Genomic DNA, 16,333 nt, shown 5'->3' on the forward strand with positions numbered 1-16,333 from the left:
TGGCGTGAGATCTTAAATAACAGAAATAATCATTAGCATGATTTAATATTGGTTCACTCTCTGTTAAAATCTCGCCTCAGCCACCCTACATAACCACTGAGTAGATAGTTCTATTTACTCGCCTAATAATTGGAAATCAGGCTGATGACACAGTTTACAGGTTCTCACATCCTTTCAGTTAACCAACTGAATATTGATTCAATCAACACTATTTTCAACGTTGCCAATGATATGACCCCTTATGCACTTCGTGAAAAACGAACCAAAGTGCTTGATGGCGCCATTTTAGGTAATTTATTTTTCGAACCTAGTACTCGCACTCGAGTCAGCTTCGGTTGCGCATTTAATTTACTTGGTGGCAACGTAAGAGAAACCGTCGGCATGGGCTCATCCTCATTGTCTAAAGGTGAATCACTTTACGATACAGCAAGAGTATTATCGACTTATTCAGATGTTATCGCTATGCGCCACCCGGACGCTTTTTCAGTTAAAGAATTCGCACAAGGCAGCCGCGTTCCTGTGATAAATGGCGGTGATGGCGCTAACGAGCACCCGACACAGGCTTTATTGGATTTATTTACCATTCAAAAAGAATTGGGGCATCACGGACAAGATATCAGCGGCATGCACATTGCCATGGTCGGTGATTTAAAACATGGTCGCACGGTACATTCCTTGTCACGTTTGTTATGCATGTATAAAGATGTGAAGTTCACATTAATTTCACCAACTGACTTAGCAATGCCTGACTATGTGATCAGTGACATTGAAAATGCTGGTCATCAGATCACAATTACAGATCAGCTAGAAGGTAATTTACATCAGGCTGATATACTCTATTTAACTCGCATTCAGGAAGAGCGATTCCCTTCACAAGATGAAGCGGATAAATATCGCGGAAAATTCCGTTTAAATCACAGTATTTACACCAAACACTGTAAATCTAACACTGTGATAATGCATCCATTGCCAAGAGACTCTCGTGCTCAAGCCAATGAATTAGATAATGATTTAAATAGCCATCCTAGTCTGGCAATTTTCAGACAAGCTGATAATGGCTTACTTATAAGAATGGCACTTTTTGCTCTAACACTTGGGGTTGAAAATCAACTACAACAATACGAGTGCCCCGTTAATTGGTATTCACGCAAAGCCGATAAATAATTGGCTAACGACTTAAAAGGATTACACATGACCCGCTCAGAAGCGCTTTTTGAACAGGCTAAACAAACCATCCCTGGTGGCGTTAACTCTCCAGTCCGTGCATTTAATGGTGTCGGTGGCTCGCCACTGTTTATCGAAAAAGCAGATGGTGCATATATCTTTGACGCTGATGGTAAAAAATACATCGATTACGTTGGTTCTTGGGGCCCAATGATCCTTGGCCACAATCACCCACAAATTCGCCAAGCAGTATTAGACGCTGTGGAAAATGGCCTTTCATTTGGTGCGCCGACTGAACTTGAAGTCAAAATGGCTGAAAAAGTGATTGAGATGGTGCCATCAATTGAACAAGTTCGTATGGTAAGTTCTGGTACTGAAGCGACCATGAGTGCGATTCGTTTAGCACGTGGCTTCACTAACCGTGACAAAATCCTTAAATTTGAGGGTTGTTACCATGGCCATGCTGACTGTTTATTAGTAAAAGCAGGTTCTGGCGCGTTAACTTTAGGTCAACCTAGCTCACCAGGTATCCCTGAAGATTTTGCAAAGCACACACTTACCGCGGTTTATAACGACCTAGATTCAGTACGTGCTATCTTCGAGCAACACCCTGAAGCGATTTCTTGTATTATTCTTGAGCCAGTTGCTGGCAACATGAACTGTATTCCTCCGGTTGCCGGCTTCTTAGAAGGCCTGCGAGCAATTTGTGATGAATTCGGCGCATTGATGATCATTGATGAAGTAATGACAGGCTTCCGCGTGTCTAAAAGCGGCGCTCAAGGTCACTACAATGTGAAACCAGATCTTACTACCCTAGGTAAAGTAATCGGTGGCGGCATGCCAGTGGGCGCTTTTGGTGGTCGTAAAGATGTGATGCAGTTTATTGCACCTACTGGCCCAGTTTACCAAGCAGGTACTTTATCAGGTAACCCAATTGCGATGACTGCAGGTCTTGCACAAATGGAAGCCCTTTGCCAAGACGGTCTTTATGACGAGTTAGCAGCAAAAACTAAACGTATTGCAGAAGGCTTTAAAGCCGCTGCAGACAAGCACGGTATACCACTTAACATTAACTATGTTGGCGGCATGTTTGGCTTCTTCTTCACTGAAGACACCAGCCCTATTACTAGTTTTGATCAAGTGACTAAGTGCAACATGGAGCATTTCCGTAACTTCTATCACCTTATGCTAGATGAAGGCGTTTACTTAGCACCAAGTGCTTATGAAGCAGGCTTCTTATCAATGGCTCATGGCGAAGAAGAACTTGAAATGACCCTAGCGGCAGCAGATAAAGCTTTTGCGGCGTTAAAAGCACTGTAATCGCCCGATAAAATAAAAGGGGTTGATAGCATTGCTATTAATCCCTTTTTTTGTAACCAAATAAGAACGAAGTTGTAACAACCCTGTTTATGTGATGAAATTCCGCGCACTGAAACAAACCAATATTAACTTGGTTTGCCTACTTTCATTTTAGCAATCTAGCTTTGCTAAGCAGCAATGGAAATATCAATATGTTTGAAGTCTTTCTCATATCGCTGGCAGTACTTGCCTTACTCAGTATTGTGTTTGAAGAAGTCACTCATATTAACAAAGCCAAAACCACGCTATTTCTTGGCTGTATTGCTTGGATTAGTTTATTCATCTCTGCTGCTGGCACCGACAAAACCCCGTTCATTGCCGCAGAGTTAAACGACAATTTACTGGAAATTGCCACCTTGTGGTTATTTCTCATGTCGACAATGACCTTTGTGGCTTATCTCAACGCCAAAGGCATGATCCAGCTGTTAGTACAAAAAATCTTTCCGCAGCAAGTTTCTGTCAGAATGCTGATGCTGCAAGTCGGCCTTTTTGCACTGGTACTATCCACCTTCTGTGACAATGTCACTGCCACCTTGGTGTCCTTAGGCTTATTAACCACATTTAATTTAGCAAGTCGAATGCGTCGCCGTATGGCAGTATTAATTATCTTCGCGGTTAACTCAGGCGGAGTAGCCTTGATAACGGGTGATGTCACCACCTTAATGATATTTCTTGCCGGTAAAGTGCAAATGTCACAACTACTGATTTTGTTTTTACCTGCCGGCATTAGTGTGATGCTATTAGCGCTGTTATTCTCTCTAAACGCTGAAGGTCATGTCAGTACCACACCGGTAGATAAACAACTAAACCCTATTGATATCATTATCGGACTGATTTTCTTAGTCACGATTGTTCTGACAATGCTATTTAATATCTTATTTGATATTCCGCCCGTGCTTACCTTTCTTGCTGGATTATCGGTGATGTTTTTAGTTGGGCGTACCAGTCACACTAAAAAAGAAGAAATTCAAATTTTAGAGTACATTCGCCAAGTAGAATTTGACACTTTACTATTCTTTTTAGGGATTTTATTGCTTGTAGGCATGCTCAAGGAAATTGGCACTTTGGAGCTACTGACGCAGGCTTATGGGCTGTATAACCCAGCGATATCGAACTATTTTGCCGGAGTAGGCTCAGCAATTTTAGATAACGTACCACTGACTGCGGCGCTACTTAAAGCAGAGCCAGTACTCACCACAGCCCAATGGTTAGGTTTAACCTATTCTGTCGGTGTCGGAGGCTCACTACTAGTCATTGGCTCTGCTGCGGGGATTATTGCCATGAGTAAGATAAAAGAGCTCACCTTTGTGAGTTACTTAAAATACTTTCCTGCATTATTACTGTGTTACTCCGTGGGTTATGGCTTAACGATTTTAATCGCTAATCAGATCCATAGCTAAAGTGTTAGCTTTAAGACTAAGCGCTAAAATAATCAGAGCTAATAACTAAGCGTTAATAGCCAGTGCTCAGCCGATACTCTGCTCTAGTAACACACATGAGTAGCACACATAAAACAATAAAGGCGCCATTGGCGCCTTTATTAAAATCAGAGATTAACTAAAGAAGTTACCCAAACTAAATTGCTGGCACTTTAAACTCTGAGCCATCGATTTCAAGTACCACATCTCTGGGTCTAATTTCGATAATTTTAAGCTTACCACTGATCACATCGCCTTCTTGAAGCTCTGCACCATCAATGTTTAACCAGCGATTATTTGCATCAGAAGAATAGACATGAGCCTGAATATTAAACTCTGGTACTTGTAATTGCACACTGGCAGGTAGCTCACCGTATTTAGGGATGCTATCTGATTTCGGAGTAGGGATTGGGTCAAACTCAGCTTCAGTCACAGGTTTATTGGCTGATTCTTCATATTCAACATCTTTAAGAGCGGCTTGAAAAGCGGCCATTAAATTATTCGATTGCTCAGCAGTTAACTGATTTTTTTCTGGGGTGTTTTGGATAGCGGTCACTTCATTGCTCACGCCTTGCTGCTCAAAATTGACGTTTTCAGCTGCGGTTGCCACTTTCATCTGCAGTGCAGTTAAATCCGATGTTTGCTTGTAGTTAGAATTGGCCCCTAAAATAATCGCATCTTCGCCATAGAGCGCGGTTAACTCAGCGGCAGTTAACTGCCGTTGAGGGTCATTTTTGCTCGCATTTGCAGTACCTGTTGAACTTACTGCGGTGGCTGCAAGCTCATTTTGCGATGCTGAGCTTACTTGACCTCGATTACTCTCATTCAATCGATATTCATACTGGGTATTATCACCACTATTTGACGGACTCTTTGCAGGTGAATCACTTGAAGATAAGCTATTTAAAGACGAGTTATTTGAAGATAAGTCATAGCCAGCAACAGCTTGTGGTTTTGCCAAGGGCAAAGCCACTTTATTGGCAATTCTTATCTCACCACTATCTGCTTGAGCGGTATTGGAACTCTGGCTTTGCTGCGATATGGCTTGCTTAACAGTCGAATTTTCCTCATAAGAGGTCTGTGCTGAATTCGCCGTTAAAGTCGGTTTCACTAATCTCGCTAAGCCCCAAGCAGATAACACACCTAATAAGATCACTGAGATTAACACCAGCGCCTTGCCCCAAAGCTGACGTAACCAATGCTGGTTAGTCGCTGGTTTATAACCAGCCCTTGGGGTTAATACCGCATCAGGTAATTCGCCCATCTGTTGCTGTTTTTCTTTGGTCACGGCATCTAATAAAATAGACATTAGCTGCGCCCTACTTTAGTTAATCTTGGGCCTTGCTTGCTGAGGTATAAGTTAAGCTGCACCAAGGTTTGGTTCCCTGCTATGCCATCAGATTTAAGTCCATGTTGACGCTGAAAGGCCATTAAATCTTGCTCTAAGGTATCATCGAAACGGTTTAATAATCTCGGCGCTCGTTGTTGCACCAAGGCTAAGTTATTTTCTAACCATTGAATTTGCGACAAACTGGATGTTTGACCAATTTCACTTGGCATTACTCCATCGGTTTGCCATAAAATTTCAAAGGTGCCGCTAAAATGACGGTTAAACCAATCCTTGCTGACCCAAAGCTGCTGCTCATTTAATTGCAGTAATACTTGCTCACCTTCGCGAGCTACCACAACCCCATAGAATTGCTTAGCTTGCTGATCTTCTAAATACACCACCGCCGGGTAATTAAGCCTTGCAATACTGTTCCAGTTCCCCTGCTGCTGATGGCACAACAGCCCTTGCTCAGTCGCTGCTTGGCAAGAAGATAAACCAATAATGGGTTGTTTTCCCCATAAGGCAAACAGTCCAGCAAATGCATTATCAATGCTGCGACTTTGCGCCATTGCGGCGCGGACAATGCTTTGATTGCGATTAACTTGTGTTAATGCCACAGGGACAACATCTTCAATAACAGCTACTTTATCAACCGCTTGTTTATTGACTAAAGCACTCGCCTGCTCTGAGCCGACCTGTTGAGGAAAAAAGCCATAAAAAGACACCCCAAAGGTAATCACTAATGTCGCAGCAATGGTTAAAGGCCAATGGGAGCGAGTCTCAACCGGCATTTCCCCTAATACTTCAGCAGCAGCTTGCTTAACCATATGCTGATCGATTGGCACTTTTGATTGGCCATAACCGGCCATTAAGGCTCGTTCACACAACAGGTTAGTTAAGCGTGGAATACCGCCACTGTACTTATGTAATGCTTTGCAGGCTTTTTTAGAAAATAACGGCTCAAAACGCCCAGCGACTTGTAATCGATGTTGCACATACAAGGCTATCTCTTCAACGGTCAAAGGCAACAAATGATATCTTGCGGTAATTCGCTGGGCTAACTGACGTAGCTCTTGACGCTTAAGCAGTTGCTGTAATTCTGGCTGGCCAATAAGAATCACTTGCAGCAGTTTTTTGGTATCTGTTTCAAGGTTAGTCAGTAATCTTAGTTGCTCTAACACCTCAGGGCGCAAATGCTGCGCTTCATCGATAATTAATACGGTATTGCGGCCATTTTTATGATTATTGAGTAAATACTGGCTGATTAAGTCGGTCAGTTGTTTAATTGAAGGAGCATCAACATAGCTAATGGCAAGTTCATCACACAAGGTTGCCAGTAACTCTTGTTCAGTTAATGAAGGATTAAGTATAAAAGCAGTATCCGTGTGCTCAGGTAATTGCTTTAATAAACAACGTGACACAGTGGTTTTGCCAGTGCCAACCTCACCAGTTAATAACACGAAGCCACCGGTCTCGCCCAGACCATAGGTTAAATGCGCTAATGCTTCTCGGTGACGGTCGCTTAAGAACAAATAATGTGGGTTGGGTGCGATTGAAAATGGATTATCATTTAATCCATAAAATGCTTTATACATCGGGCCAAAAATCCTTATCTATAACTGACGGCTCAAGTTATATCTTGCCGTACTGCTTGTCAAAATTTAGCAGCAGAAATGTTAGTCGTGCTAAGATTTATCTTAAGATACTTAAGATAAAGCTCCTTAGGCAAAAACATTTATGAAAATCTATTTAGTGGGTGGCGCTGTACGTGACGGCATTTTATCACTTCCAGTCAAAGATAAAGACTATGTGGTTGTGGGCGGTTCAACCGAGGAGATGTTCGCCCTTGGCTATAGTCAAGTTGGCCGTGATTTCCCCGTTTTTTTGCACCCTAAAACCCAACAAGAATATGCCTTAGCACGTACCGAAAGAAAAAGCGGCCAGGGGTATTCTGGTTTTAGCTGCGATGCCAATAAAGAGGTAACACTGGAACAGGATTTACTGCGTCGCGATCTAACCATTAATGCCATGGCCCAAGATGACCAAGGCAATCTATACGATCCCTATGGCGGCATGGCGGATATTGAAAGTCGCCAATTACGCCATGTGTCGGATGCATTCATTGAAGATCCATTACGGGTTCTGCGGGTTGCCCGATTCGCGGCGCGTTTTGCCCACCTTGGTTTTACTATCGCCCAAGAAACAATAGCACTGATGCAAAGTATCTGTGACTCAGGCGAGTTAGCGTATTTAACGCCTGAGCGCGTGTGGCAAGAGCTAGATAAAGCTTTAAGTAGTCAGAACCCTGAAGTCTTTTTTGAGCAGCTGCGTAGTTGTGGGGCGCTTAAGGTGCTATTTCCAGAGATAGATGCCTTGTTCGGCGTACCTCAACCTGAAAAATGGCATCCAGAAATTGACTCAGGCATTCATACCATGATGGTATTGCAAGCCTCGGCTAAGCTCACTGATAAAAAAACCATTCGTTTTGCCGCTTTGCTTCATGATTTAGGTAAGGCCATCACCCCTACAGAGCTTTGGCCAAAACATCATGGGCACGGCCAAAAGGGCTTACCGATAATCAAAAAGCTAGTACAAAGAATTAAAGCCCCAAATGAATACAAGGAATTGGCACTGCTGTGCAGCGACCAACATCAAAATATCCATAATGCGCTAGAGTTACGCGCTGAAACCATTATAAAGATTTTTGATAAGGGTGATTTTTGGCGCAAACCGCAACGCTTAACAGACTTACTATTATGTTGTCAGGCCGATATTCAAGGTCGAACAGGTTTTGAGCAAGCGCAGTATCCTCAAAGCGAGTTTTTAACCCATTGCTTTAACATTGCTAAAGAGGTCGATGTGCAACAGGTGATTAGTGATGGGTTTAAGGGCGCAGAAATTAAACAGCAGTTGAGCATACGCAGAGCTGAGGCCATTAGCCTGTATAAAAAAAGCCAAGTACAATAAGCGTTGCAATTGTAACGTTTAAGCAATCGTGATGCACTAAACGAAACCTTAGCACTACTTCAATATCAGAGTGATTAACCTAATACTAACGCCGTAGATTATGCCTTTTTACAAATTTCTACAGATGAATATCCTTATATTAATTGGGTTTACGCTGTTTTTTATGATTTTTTTTGCCAATTTGTGTAGCAAAATACAATAGCTGTGACATAATTAAAAGGCTGTTGGGTATTACGCCTCAGCAACTTATTACAACCTATAATGAAGGGATTTTCCATGAACAAGAAAGTATTAATGATTGCTGGTGTTGCTATGACTGCTCTTATCGGTGGTTGTGCAAACACTACTGCTTTAGAAGAAAGTGTTGCTAACCTAGGTAACAAAGTTGATCAACTATCTTCTGAAGTTAGCTCTTTAAAATCAGAGCAAAGCAAATTATCTGCTGATGTGAAAGATTCTAAAGCAGCTTCTATGGACGCTCAAGCTGAAGCTAAGCGTGCAAACGATCGCATCGATAACATGGCTTCTTCTTACAAAAAGTAAGAAACCATGAAAATTAGCTTATTTTTATAGGTTGATTATTAAGGCTTGAACATAGTAAACAGACTTAAGTCGTTTACCATTTCAAGCCTTAATTGTATCTGCAGGATTAAATCAACATAAGGGCATGCCGCGCAAACGTTAACTCTGTAATAAACTTACTTGGCTTCTGCTAGCTTTGCAGTAATCAATACATAATCAAATTCTAACCCTGTCACAGGATGACTCTTAATTTGATGCTTTAATTGATCATTAACCCGCCATGCAAGGTGGTTCATCTCCAACAGTGTCATCGCTTGTTCGCCGCTCACATCACCAGTAAAGCTAATCGATTTTGTATTAACCACTTCAATCTGCTTGGGTAAATTCAACTGCAATGGCTTTTCCGCTAAATTGTCATATACCTGCTGCTTCAGTTGCCATAAATGCCGAGGACCGGGCACTAACATTAATAATCGACCGCTGTCTTTTAACACCCTTAGGCACTCTTTACCTTTTAAAGCCACGTCAAATAGCGACACGATATCTAAACTGTTATCAGCAAAAGGTAACTTCTTATAAGGGGTAAGGATTAGACTAGCTGGGGTATTTTCTTTGCTGGCTGCAAATAGTGCGTTCTCAGCTTCAGAAACGCCCCAATGGCTAACATCAACATTAGTGCTGGTAGCAAGGTGTCGCAAATATAGACCATCTGCACAGCTAAAATTCAGGTGCTGTAGTTCGGTGCGCCCATCAATCAATTGATTAAATGACTCACTCAGTTTATCCATTAACGGTTTAAATAAGTCTTCAGCCATAAGAAAGCGTTTCGAGCGCAGTTGCTGACGTGACTCATTCGCGCCCTTGAACTTGGTTGAGGTAACAAAGGATAAATAGCCTTGGGCATTTTTATCAATATGATGCTTATTATCACAATAGTAGCCTGCTGAGGCCTGATGATAATGCAATGCTGTCGCACACTTAGGGCAGATCAAAATTGAGTTCATTACAGAAAACGTCCTAGACTTTACAGCTAAATTTAAGGAATAAAAAACGGGTGATAACACCCGTTTTTTATTTTATTAATCATTGATGATTTTGTCTCTCATAATGATTAATCTATTGTGGTTTATATTACAGGAATATAAAGCCACATAATACTGCGCCAAGCGTTAGGCGATACAGCACAAATGGGGTCATGCCAATCTTGCTGATAATTTTCAAGAAAAAGTAAATACAAGTATAGGCTGCAAAAAACGAAACCACGATACCCAGTAGCACCTCACCGTAATTAATCACCAAGTCACTTGAAACGGCATCTTTAGTCATTAAAATCGCCGCACCTAAAATCACCGGTATTGACATTAAAAATGAAAAGCGTGCTGCAGCTTCTTTGTTTAGACCTAACATCAAAGCGGCGGTGATGGTAATACCTGAACGTGACGTGCCTGGAATAATCGCCAACGCTTGAGCAAAACCAATTAATAGCGCCTTTCTCCAACCGGTTTGATACTCGGTTAGCTCATTACGGGCCATTTTATCACCGACCCACAACAGCAAACCAAATATAACTGTTGTGATAGCAATTACCCCAGGGCCACGAAGGTAGGTTTCGATTAAATCTTTTGCCATAAAGCCAAAGAACACCGCCGGTAATGTCGCTAAAATGATCCACCAAGCTAATTTACTGTCTTGGGTATGAACACCTTTAACCATGCTCGCTATCCACGCATTGAGCATGAGCCATATTTCTTTTCTAAAATAGATCACTACCGCTAATAATGAACCAATATGAACAGCGACATCAAAGAAAAGACCTTGATCTTGCCAGCCTAAAACTTGCGCCGGCAAAATCAGGTGAGCGGAGCTTGAAATCGGTAAAAACTCTGTTAGCCCTTGAATGATGGCAAGTATAATAACCTGAATGGTTTCCATGATTGTCCTTTATAATATTAACGTGTCAGTGTTGCAGGGAAGTCAAACTCAATCGGCCAAATATGCTGGCTAGATTTATCGTAATTATCCCAAAGTAATTGATAGGGTTGATGCGTTATTGGGTGAGTTAATTGCGGCGCAATTTCTGCCAGCGGCCACAATACAAAAGCATTAAATAAAATCTCACCTCGAGGCAGTTCAACCGGTTGCTGACAAATTTCATTATCATAAAGCAGTAAGTCGATATCTAAACTTCGTGGACTAAATTTTTTTTCACCGCGAATGCGGCCATTTTGCTTTTCTATTCGTTTAAAGCTGGCAACCACCTCAGCAATACTCATATCGGTATCAGCTGCGGCCACCATATTTAAAAAGTTGGTACCTTGAAACCCAACTGCTTCACTTTCAAACATCCTTGATAACTGTAATGGGCCAAATTGCTGCTGCAAATCAATTAATCCTGACTGCATGTGTGCAACAGGGTCAATATTAGTGCCTAGACTGATATAAATACGTGCCATTAACTCACTCTGTAATATAAAGAACAAACATGAAAAGATGATTAAATAGTGCTAAAACATGTTACTAAAATTGACCGCGCTCAATAACCACACCAACAGAGACTGCAGTAGGTACCGCACCAGGTTTCATCACTGTCACTTTAACGCCTTCAACCTTAAATTCAGTCATCAAACACTCGGCAATCATTTCTGCGACAGTTTCAATTAGCTCAACGGGTTTTTGAGTGATTAATGCAGTGAGGCGATTAGACACACTTTCGTAGCACAAGGCATGTTGATAATCATCAGTGGCAGCAGCCATTTTATTATCCCAAGCCATATCTAAATCGATGAGCAATATTTGCTGTATTTGTTTTTCCCACTCGTAGATCCCTATTACAGTTTCAATTTTTAGCTCGCGAATAAGTACTTTATCCATGCTTTCTCCGAGTTTTACTCATTTTTTTAAAAAAACAGCCTAAAAAAGCTGATAATGACATCAATTAACCGTTATCATGATTTTTGTCTTTTTCCTGAGCAACTAAAGCAGTAGGATAATGGCTAGCTATTTATGAATGATAACCATTCTAAATAGCGTTTTAAAAGCTGATAATAACCATTAAGATCAAGTGATATAAATTAATGGGCGATGATACCCTAAGAAGACTAAGGACACCAATTTGAGCGCTGTTACAATCACAATATTGATGATTATAACCGCCTACCTAGCCGGTTCTATTTCAAGTGCCATTTTGGTTTGCAAATTAAGAGGTTTACCCGACCCTCGCACTGAAGGCTCAGGCAACCCTGGGGCAACCAACGTACTTCGTATCGGTGGCGCAAGCTCTGCTGCCTTAGTTTTATTTTTCGACATGCTTAAAGGCGCCGCGCCCAGCTATTGCAGCTACTTACTCGGTCAAGATGCGGTGTCATTAGGGCTCATTGCCATCGCAGCTTGTTTAGGCCACATCTACCCGCTCTTTTTTAACTTTCAAGGCGGCAAAGGCGTAGCAACTGCCTTTGGCGCGATGGCTCCTATTGGCGGCGATTTAGCCGCCATGTTAATTATTACTTGGTTAGTATTTGTAATTATTACTCGCTATTCATCATTAGCCGCCATTTTAACTGCAATACTTGCACCAGTTTACACATGGTGGTTAGACGAGCGCTTTGTCATTCCAGTGGCAATGCTCTCTTTATTAATTGTCATTCGCCATAAAGATAATATTAAGCGCTTGAGAGTGGGCGAAGAAAGCAAGCTTTCCCGTAAGAAAAAACAAGCTAACTAGTTTTAACTCAAACTATCTAACTGATTATATTATTGATATAAAAAAACCTAAGCCATGGCTTAGGTTTTTTCATATCAGGTAATGACTTAATTACACAGCAGACAAGATATCTAATGGCCAGCGCGGCTTGCCTTCTACCTCTAACGACTCCACCTGCCCAGCTTTTAAGCGCTGTAAGCCAGCAAAAGCGATCATTGCACCATTATCGGTACAAAACTCACCTCTTGGATAAAACACCTCACCATTTAACTTAGCCATCATGGTCGCTAAATTTTCTCTTAACCGAGTATTAGCGCTCACTCCACCTGCTACAACTAAGCGATTATAACCTGTTTGTTTTAATGCGCGTTGACACTTAATCGCTAAAGTATCCACCACTGCCTCTTCAAAAGCGCGGGCAATATTGGCTCTTGTTTGCTCATCATCAGGCTCTTTAGCGATGGTATTCGCGGTAAAGGTTTTTAAGCCTGAAAAGCTAAAATTAAGCCCTGGTTTATCTGTCATTGGTCGAGGGAATTTATAACCTGCCTCAACACCTTTTGCTGCTAACTTAGCTAAACGTGGCCCACCAGGGTAATCAAGCCCCATCAGCTTAGCGGTTTTATCAAATGCTTCACCAGCAGCGTCATCAACCGATTCACCTAACACCTGATAACGGCCAATGCCTTCTACTTGCACTAACATTGAGTGACCGCCAGATACCAGCAGAGCAAGAAAAGGGAACTCAGGCGCATCATCTTCAAGCATTGGCGCTAATAAATGCCCTTCCATATGGTGAACTCCAATTGCAGGCTTGTCCCACGAATATGCCAATGAACGCCCAACACAAGCGCCGACTAATAGCGCGCCAATTAATCCAGGTCCTTTAGTAAAAGCGATGCCATCAATATCATCAACAGTAGAGTTAGCCTCTTTAAGCGCCTGCTTAATCAATGGAATAATTTTACGCACATGATCACGAGATGCTAATTCAGGCACAACACCACCATAATCTGCATGTAATTTCACTTGGCTATATAAAGCATGGGATAATAGTCCCTGCTCATCATCATAAACAGCGATTCCAGTTTCATCGCATGATGTTTCAATACCTAAAACCCGCATAGCATCTCGTCTTGATAAATTTGTAAGGCCGGCAATTCTACCTGTTGAGAAGATTTTATTCCACCAAGCATAATCATCAGTCTCAAAAAAATGACACCTTGATTGTCATTTGCGATTAACAAAGGGGTTTACAAAAGCATCGTAATCGATGTAGAATTCGGCACCATTTTAAATAGCCTTGGTTAATCTACCAAAACAGGTAGTGCCAAATTAACTACACCTAAGGGGTGATGGCGTATGCCAATTATTAAAGTACGTGAAAACGAACCATTCGACGTAGCTCTTCGTCGTTTCAAGCGCTCTTGTGAAAAAGCAGGTATCTTAGCTGATGTTCGCGCTCGTGAATTCTACGAGAAGCCAACTTCTGCACGTAAGCGCGCAAAAGCTGCCGCTGTTAAGCGTCTAGCTAAGAAGCTTTCTCGCGAAAACGCACGTCGCGTACGTTTATACTAATCTCACTATGAGCCTAGTCGAACAGCTAAAAGACCAAATGAAAGAAGCTATGCGTGCCAAAGATAAGGCGCGTTTGGGGACAATTCGTATGGCACTGTCTGCCATTAAACAGATTGAAGTGGATACCCGCGAAACTCTGACTGATGAACAGACAATAGCCGTTTTAACCAAAATGGTAAAACAACGTCGCGATTCTATAACTCAGTATGAGTCAGCAAATCGCCCGGAGTTAGCAGCAGCTGAAGCAGCAGAGATTCAAGTCATTGAAACTTTCTTGCCTTCTCCTTTAACAGAAGAAGAAGTTGCCGCAATCATTGATGAAGCTATCTCTCAGGTAGGTGCATCAACCATGGCGGATATGGGCAAAGTAATGGGAGCATTAAAATCTAAGGTTCAAGGTCGTGCAGATATGGGTGCCATTGGCAGTCTAATCCGTGCTAAATTAAACTAACAGATCGTTAATGTGTGAATAAGCCGTGCACCTTGCACGGCTTGTTTGTTTTATCTATTTGGTAATGCGAGACCTATAGCATTTATGGCGATACCTCGTGACTTTATCAATGAGCTAATAGCTCGAACTGACATTGTTGATCTAATTGATCACCGTGTACCTTTGAAAAAAGCAGGGAAAAATCACTCTGCATGTTGTCCTTTTCATAGCGAAAAATCACCTTCTTTTACCGTCAGTCAAGACAAGCAATTTTACCACTGCTTTGGTTGTGGTGCTCATGGCAACGCCATTGATTTTATCATGGAATATGATCGACTAGAATTTGTCGATGCCATTGAAGAGCTTGCCGGTAAACTCGGACTCGAGGTACCAAGAGAGCAAGGTACTGGTCCTAAAAAAGATCAAAGTTTAAGTCGTGACTTATACCAATTGATGGAAGAAGCGAATCTTTATTATCAAAATCAATTGCGTCAACACAGCGACAAACAAAAAGTTGTAGATTATTTAGAATTCAGAGGGCTCTCCAGTGATGTTGTAGAGCATTTTGGAATCGGTTTTGCGCCAGATGGTTGGGATGGACTATTAAGTCGATATCGCCAAAACCCTGCAGCACAAGACAAATTACTCACCGCCGGAATGCTAATTGCCAACGATAATGGCAAGCGATATGACCGCTTTCGCGATCGGTTAATGTTTCCTATTCGCGACCGCAGAGGCCGAGTTGTTGGCTTTGGTGGTCGAGTTTTAGGCGATGGAACACCAAAGTACTTGAATTCGCCAGAAACGCCCATATTTCATAAGGGAAATGAGCTTTACGGTCTTTACGAACTCAAGCAAACCCATAGAGACCCACAACAAGTATTAATTGTTGAAGGCTATATGGACGTTGTGGCGCTTGCCCAATTTGGTGTTGATTATGCCGTTGCATCACTTGGCACAGCAACAACCGCTGAACAATTTCAGCTGTTAGTGCGTAGTGCTAAAGAAGTCATTTGTTGTTACGACGGTGACCGAGCAGGTAAAGAAGCCGCTTGGCGTGCACTAGAAACCGCACTGCCTTTATTAAAGCCTGGTGATGTCGTTAGGTTTATGTTTTTACCTCAAGGCGAAGATCCAGATACCATGGTTCGCCAAGTAGGCAAAGACGGTTTTGAAGAGTTAATGGTCCGCGCCCTCGACTTACCGGCGTTTTTATTTGAGACCTTAACCAGTAAATTCGGTAGTGATAAAAGCTCATTGGCTAAACAAGCTATGTCGCTAATCGAACGTGTTCAAGACACTGTGTTACAGAATTTATTATTAGAAAATCTCGCCCATAAAATTGGTATGAATAGCGCAGATGATCTAAAGAAAAAGTTAGGTTTTGCAGTAAAACAGCAACAACCTATGAATAAAAAAGGTTTACAAGGGCGTGGTACCCCACTGCGATTAGCCATTGCATTATTAGTACAACGTCCAGAGTTAGGATATGGCTTAGCTATACAACCCTCACTTGCACATTTAAAGATTGCTGGCATCGAATTGCTCAGTGATTTATTGAATTTAACTCGAGACCGAAAGTTAAACAGCGCACAACTACTTGAGATTTATCGTCAGCATGAACAAAAAAATGCGTTGATAAAATTGGCCCAATGGGACCACCAAGTGGCGGATGAAAACCTAGTTCAAGAGTTTAAACAATCCCTGATCTGGTTGAACAATCAATATATTGAACAACGCTATCAGGAACTGAGTCTTAAACAAACTCTAAATAAAGCTGAAAAAATTCAGCTCACGAAGCTTATTTCTATAATGAAAGGCATTGCTAAATAACATCTTTTATTAAAAAAATGTTCCCTTAAGTC

Annotated in this window: 16 protein-coding genes; 9 read left to right on the forward strand and 7 right to left on the reverse strand. The window is 41.8% G+C overall.

Annotated elements, in window-relative coordinates; genetic code table 11:
- The first annotated feature begins 144 nt into the window (after positions 1–144).
- The 3 genes from Q4546_RS01225 (at position 145) to nhaD (ending at position 3,923) form a co-directional block, all read left to right on the forward strand.
- Positions 145–1,164 carry an aspartate carbamoyltransferase gene (locus tag Q4546_RS01225; RefSeq protein ID WP_102439264.1) on the forward strand — a complete coding sequence of 340 codons (1,020 nt, stop codon included), beginning with the start codon at positions 145–147 and terminating at the stop codon, positions 1,162–1,164.
- Positions 1,165–1,191: 27 nt separating this feature from the next.
- Entirely contained in the window at positions 1,192–2,484 is a 1,293-nt protein-coding gene (gene hemL / locus Q4546_RS01230) for a glutamate-1-semialdehyde 2,1-aminomutase (RefSeq protein WP_102439265.1), read from the forward strand.
- A gap of 191 nt (positions 2,485–2,675) precedes the next feature.
- Entirely contained in the window at positions 2,676–3,923 is a 1,248-nt protein-coding gene (gene nhaD / locus Q4546_RS01235; RefSeq protein ID WP_102439266.1) for a sodium:proton antiporter NhaD, read from the forward strand.
- A 175-nt stretch (positions 3,924–4,098) separates the two neighbouring features.
- Here the strand turns inward: nhaD and Q4546_RS01240 are convergent, their stop codons facing one another.
- Entirely contained in the window at positions 4,099–5,250 is a 1,152-nt protein-coding gene (locus tag Q4546_RS01240; RefSeq protein WP_303445539.1) for a general secretion pathway protein GspB, read from the reverse strand.
- A complete protein-coding gene (locus Q4546_RS01245; protein WP_303445540.1) occupies positions 5,250–6,866 on the reverse strand; it encodes an ExeA family protein in 1,617 nt (538 codons plus the stop codon). Before Q4546_RS01245 ends, Q4546_RS01240 begins: the two co-directional genes overlap by 1 nt.
- Positions 6,867–7,008: 142 nt before the next feature.
- Between Q4546_RS01245 and Q4546_RS01250 the strand changes: the two genes are divergently transcribed.
- Both Q4546_RS01250 and Q4546_RS01255 read left to right on the forward strand, forming a co-directional pair.
- Positions 7,009–8,238 (forward strand): multifunctional CCA addition/repair protein, encoded by a 1,230-nt coding sequence (locus tag Q4546_RS01250; RefSeq protein WP_303445541.1) that lies wholly within the window; start codon positions 7,009–7,011, stop codon positions 8,236–8,238.
- A gap of 276 nt (positions 8,239–8,514) precedes the next feature.
- Entirely contained in the window at positions 8,515–8,781 is a 267-nt protein-coding gene (locus tag Q4546_RS01255) for an Lpp/OprI family alanine-zipper lipoprotein (protein WP_076542485.1), read from the forward strand.
- 155 nt (positions 8,782–8,936) lie between these two features.
- On the opposite strand, the gene Q4546_RS01260 is transcribed toward Q4546_RS01255, so the two are convergent.
- The 4 genes from Q4546_RS01260 to folB form a co-directional block, all read right to left on the reverse strand.
- Positions 8,937–9,764 (reverse strand): methyltransferase domain-containing protein, encoded by an 828-nt coding sequence (locus Q4546_RS01260; RefSeq protein WP_102439270.1) that lies wholly within the window; start codon positions 9,762–9,764, stop codon positions 8,937–8,939.
- Positions 9,765–9,891: 127 nt separating this feature from the next.
- Positions 9,892–10,692, reverse strand: a complete 801-nt coding sequence (locus Q4546_RS01265) for an undecaprenyl-diphosphate phosphatase (protein ID WP_102439271.1) — start codon at positions 10,690–10,692, stop codon at positions 9,892–9,894.
- A gap of 17 nt (positions 10,693–10,709) precedes the next feature.
- Positions 10,710–11,213 carry a 2-amino-4-hydroxy-6-hydroxymethyldihydropteridine diphosphokinase gene (gene folK, locus Q4546_RS01270; RefSeq protein ID WP_102439272.1) on the reverse strand — a complete coding sequence of 168 codons (504 nt, stop codon included), beginning with the start codon at positions 11,211–11,213 and terminating at the stop codon, positions 10,710–10,712.
- Between the two features lie 64 nt (positions 11,214–11,277).
- The gene (gene folB / locus Q4546_RS01275; protein WP_102439273.1) at positions 11,278–11,631 is read right to left on the reverse strand and encodes a dihydroneopterin aldolase; all 354 of its coding nucleotides are present in this window, start codon (positions 11,629–11,631) and stop codon (positions 11,278–11,280) included.
- Positions 11,632–11,872: 241 nt separating this feature from the next.
- Between folB and plsY the strand changes: the two genes are divergently transcribed.
- Positions 11,873–12,481, forward strand: coding sequence for a glycerol-3-phosphate 1-O-acyltransferase PlsY (gene plsY / locus Q4546_RS01280; protein ID WP_102439274.1), 609 nt, complete (start codon positions 11,873–11,875; stop codon positions 12,479–12,481).
- A gap of 90 nt (positions 12,482–12,571) precedes the next feature.
- Here plsY and tsaD read toward each other — a convergent pair whose 3' ends face one another.
- Positions 12,572–13,585 (reverse strand): tRNA (adenosine(37)-N6)-threonylcarbamoyltransferase complex transferase subunit TsaD, encoded by a 1,014-nt coding sequence (gene tsaD, locus Q4546_RS01285; protein ID WP_303445542.1) that lies wholly within the window; start codon positions 13,583–13,585, stop codon positions 12,572–12,574.
- 237 nt (positions 13,586–13,822) lie between these two features.
- On the opposite strand from tsaD, the gene rpsU reads away from it, so the two are divergent.
- From rpsU to dnaG, 3 genes are all read left to right on the forward strand, one after another.
- Positions 13,823–14,038 carry a 30S ribosomal protein S21 gene (rpsU, locus tag Q4546_RS01290; RefSeq protein WP_055024252.1) on the forward strand — a complete coding sequence of 72 codons (216 nt, stop codon included), beginning with the start codon at positions 13,823–13,825 and terminating at the stop codon, positions 14,036–14,038.
- A gap of 7 nt (positions 14,039–14,045) precedes the next feature.
- Positions 14,046–14,489, forward strand: coding sequence for a GatB/YqeY domain-containing protein (locus tag Q4546_RS01295; RefSeq protein WP_102439276.1), 444 nt, complete (start codon positions 14,046–14,048; stop codon positions 14,487–14,489).
- A gap of 84 nt (positions 14,490–14,573) precedes the next feature.
- Positions 14,574–16,301 (forward strand): DNA primase, encoded by a 1,728-nt coding sequence (gene dnaG / locus Q4546_RS01300; RefSeq protein WP_303445543.1) that lies wholly within the window; start codon positions 14,574–14,576, stop codon positions 16,299–16,301.
- Positions 16,302–16,333 lie beyond the last annotated feature (32 nt).

The sequence above is a fragment of the Shewanella sp. 4_MG-2023 genome (assembly GCF_030548015.1).
GTDB lineage: Bacteria > Pseudomonadota > Gammaproteobacteria > Enterobacterales > Shewanellaceae > Shewanella.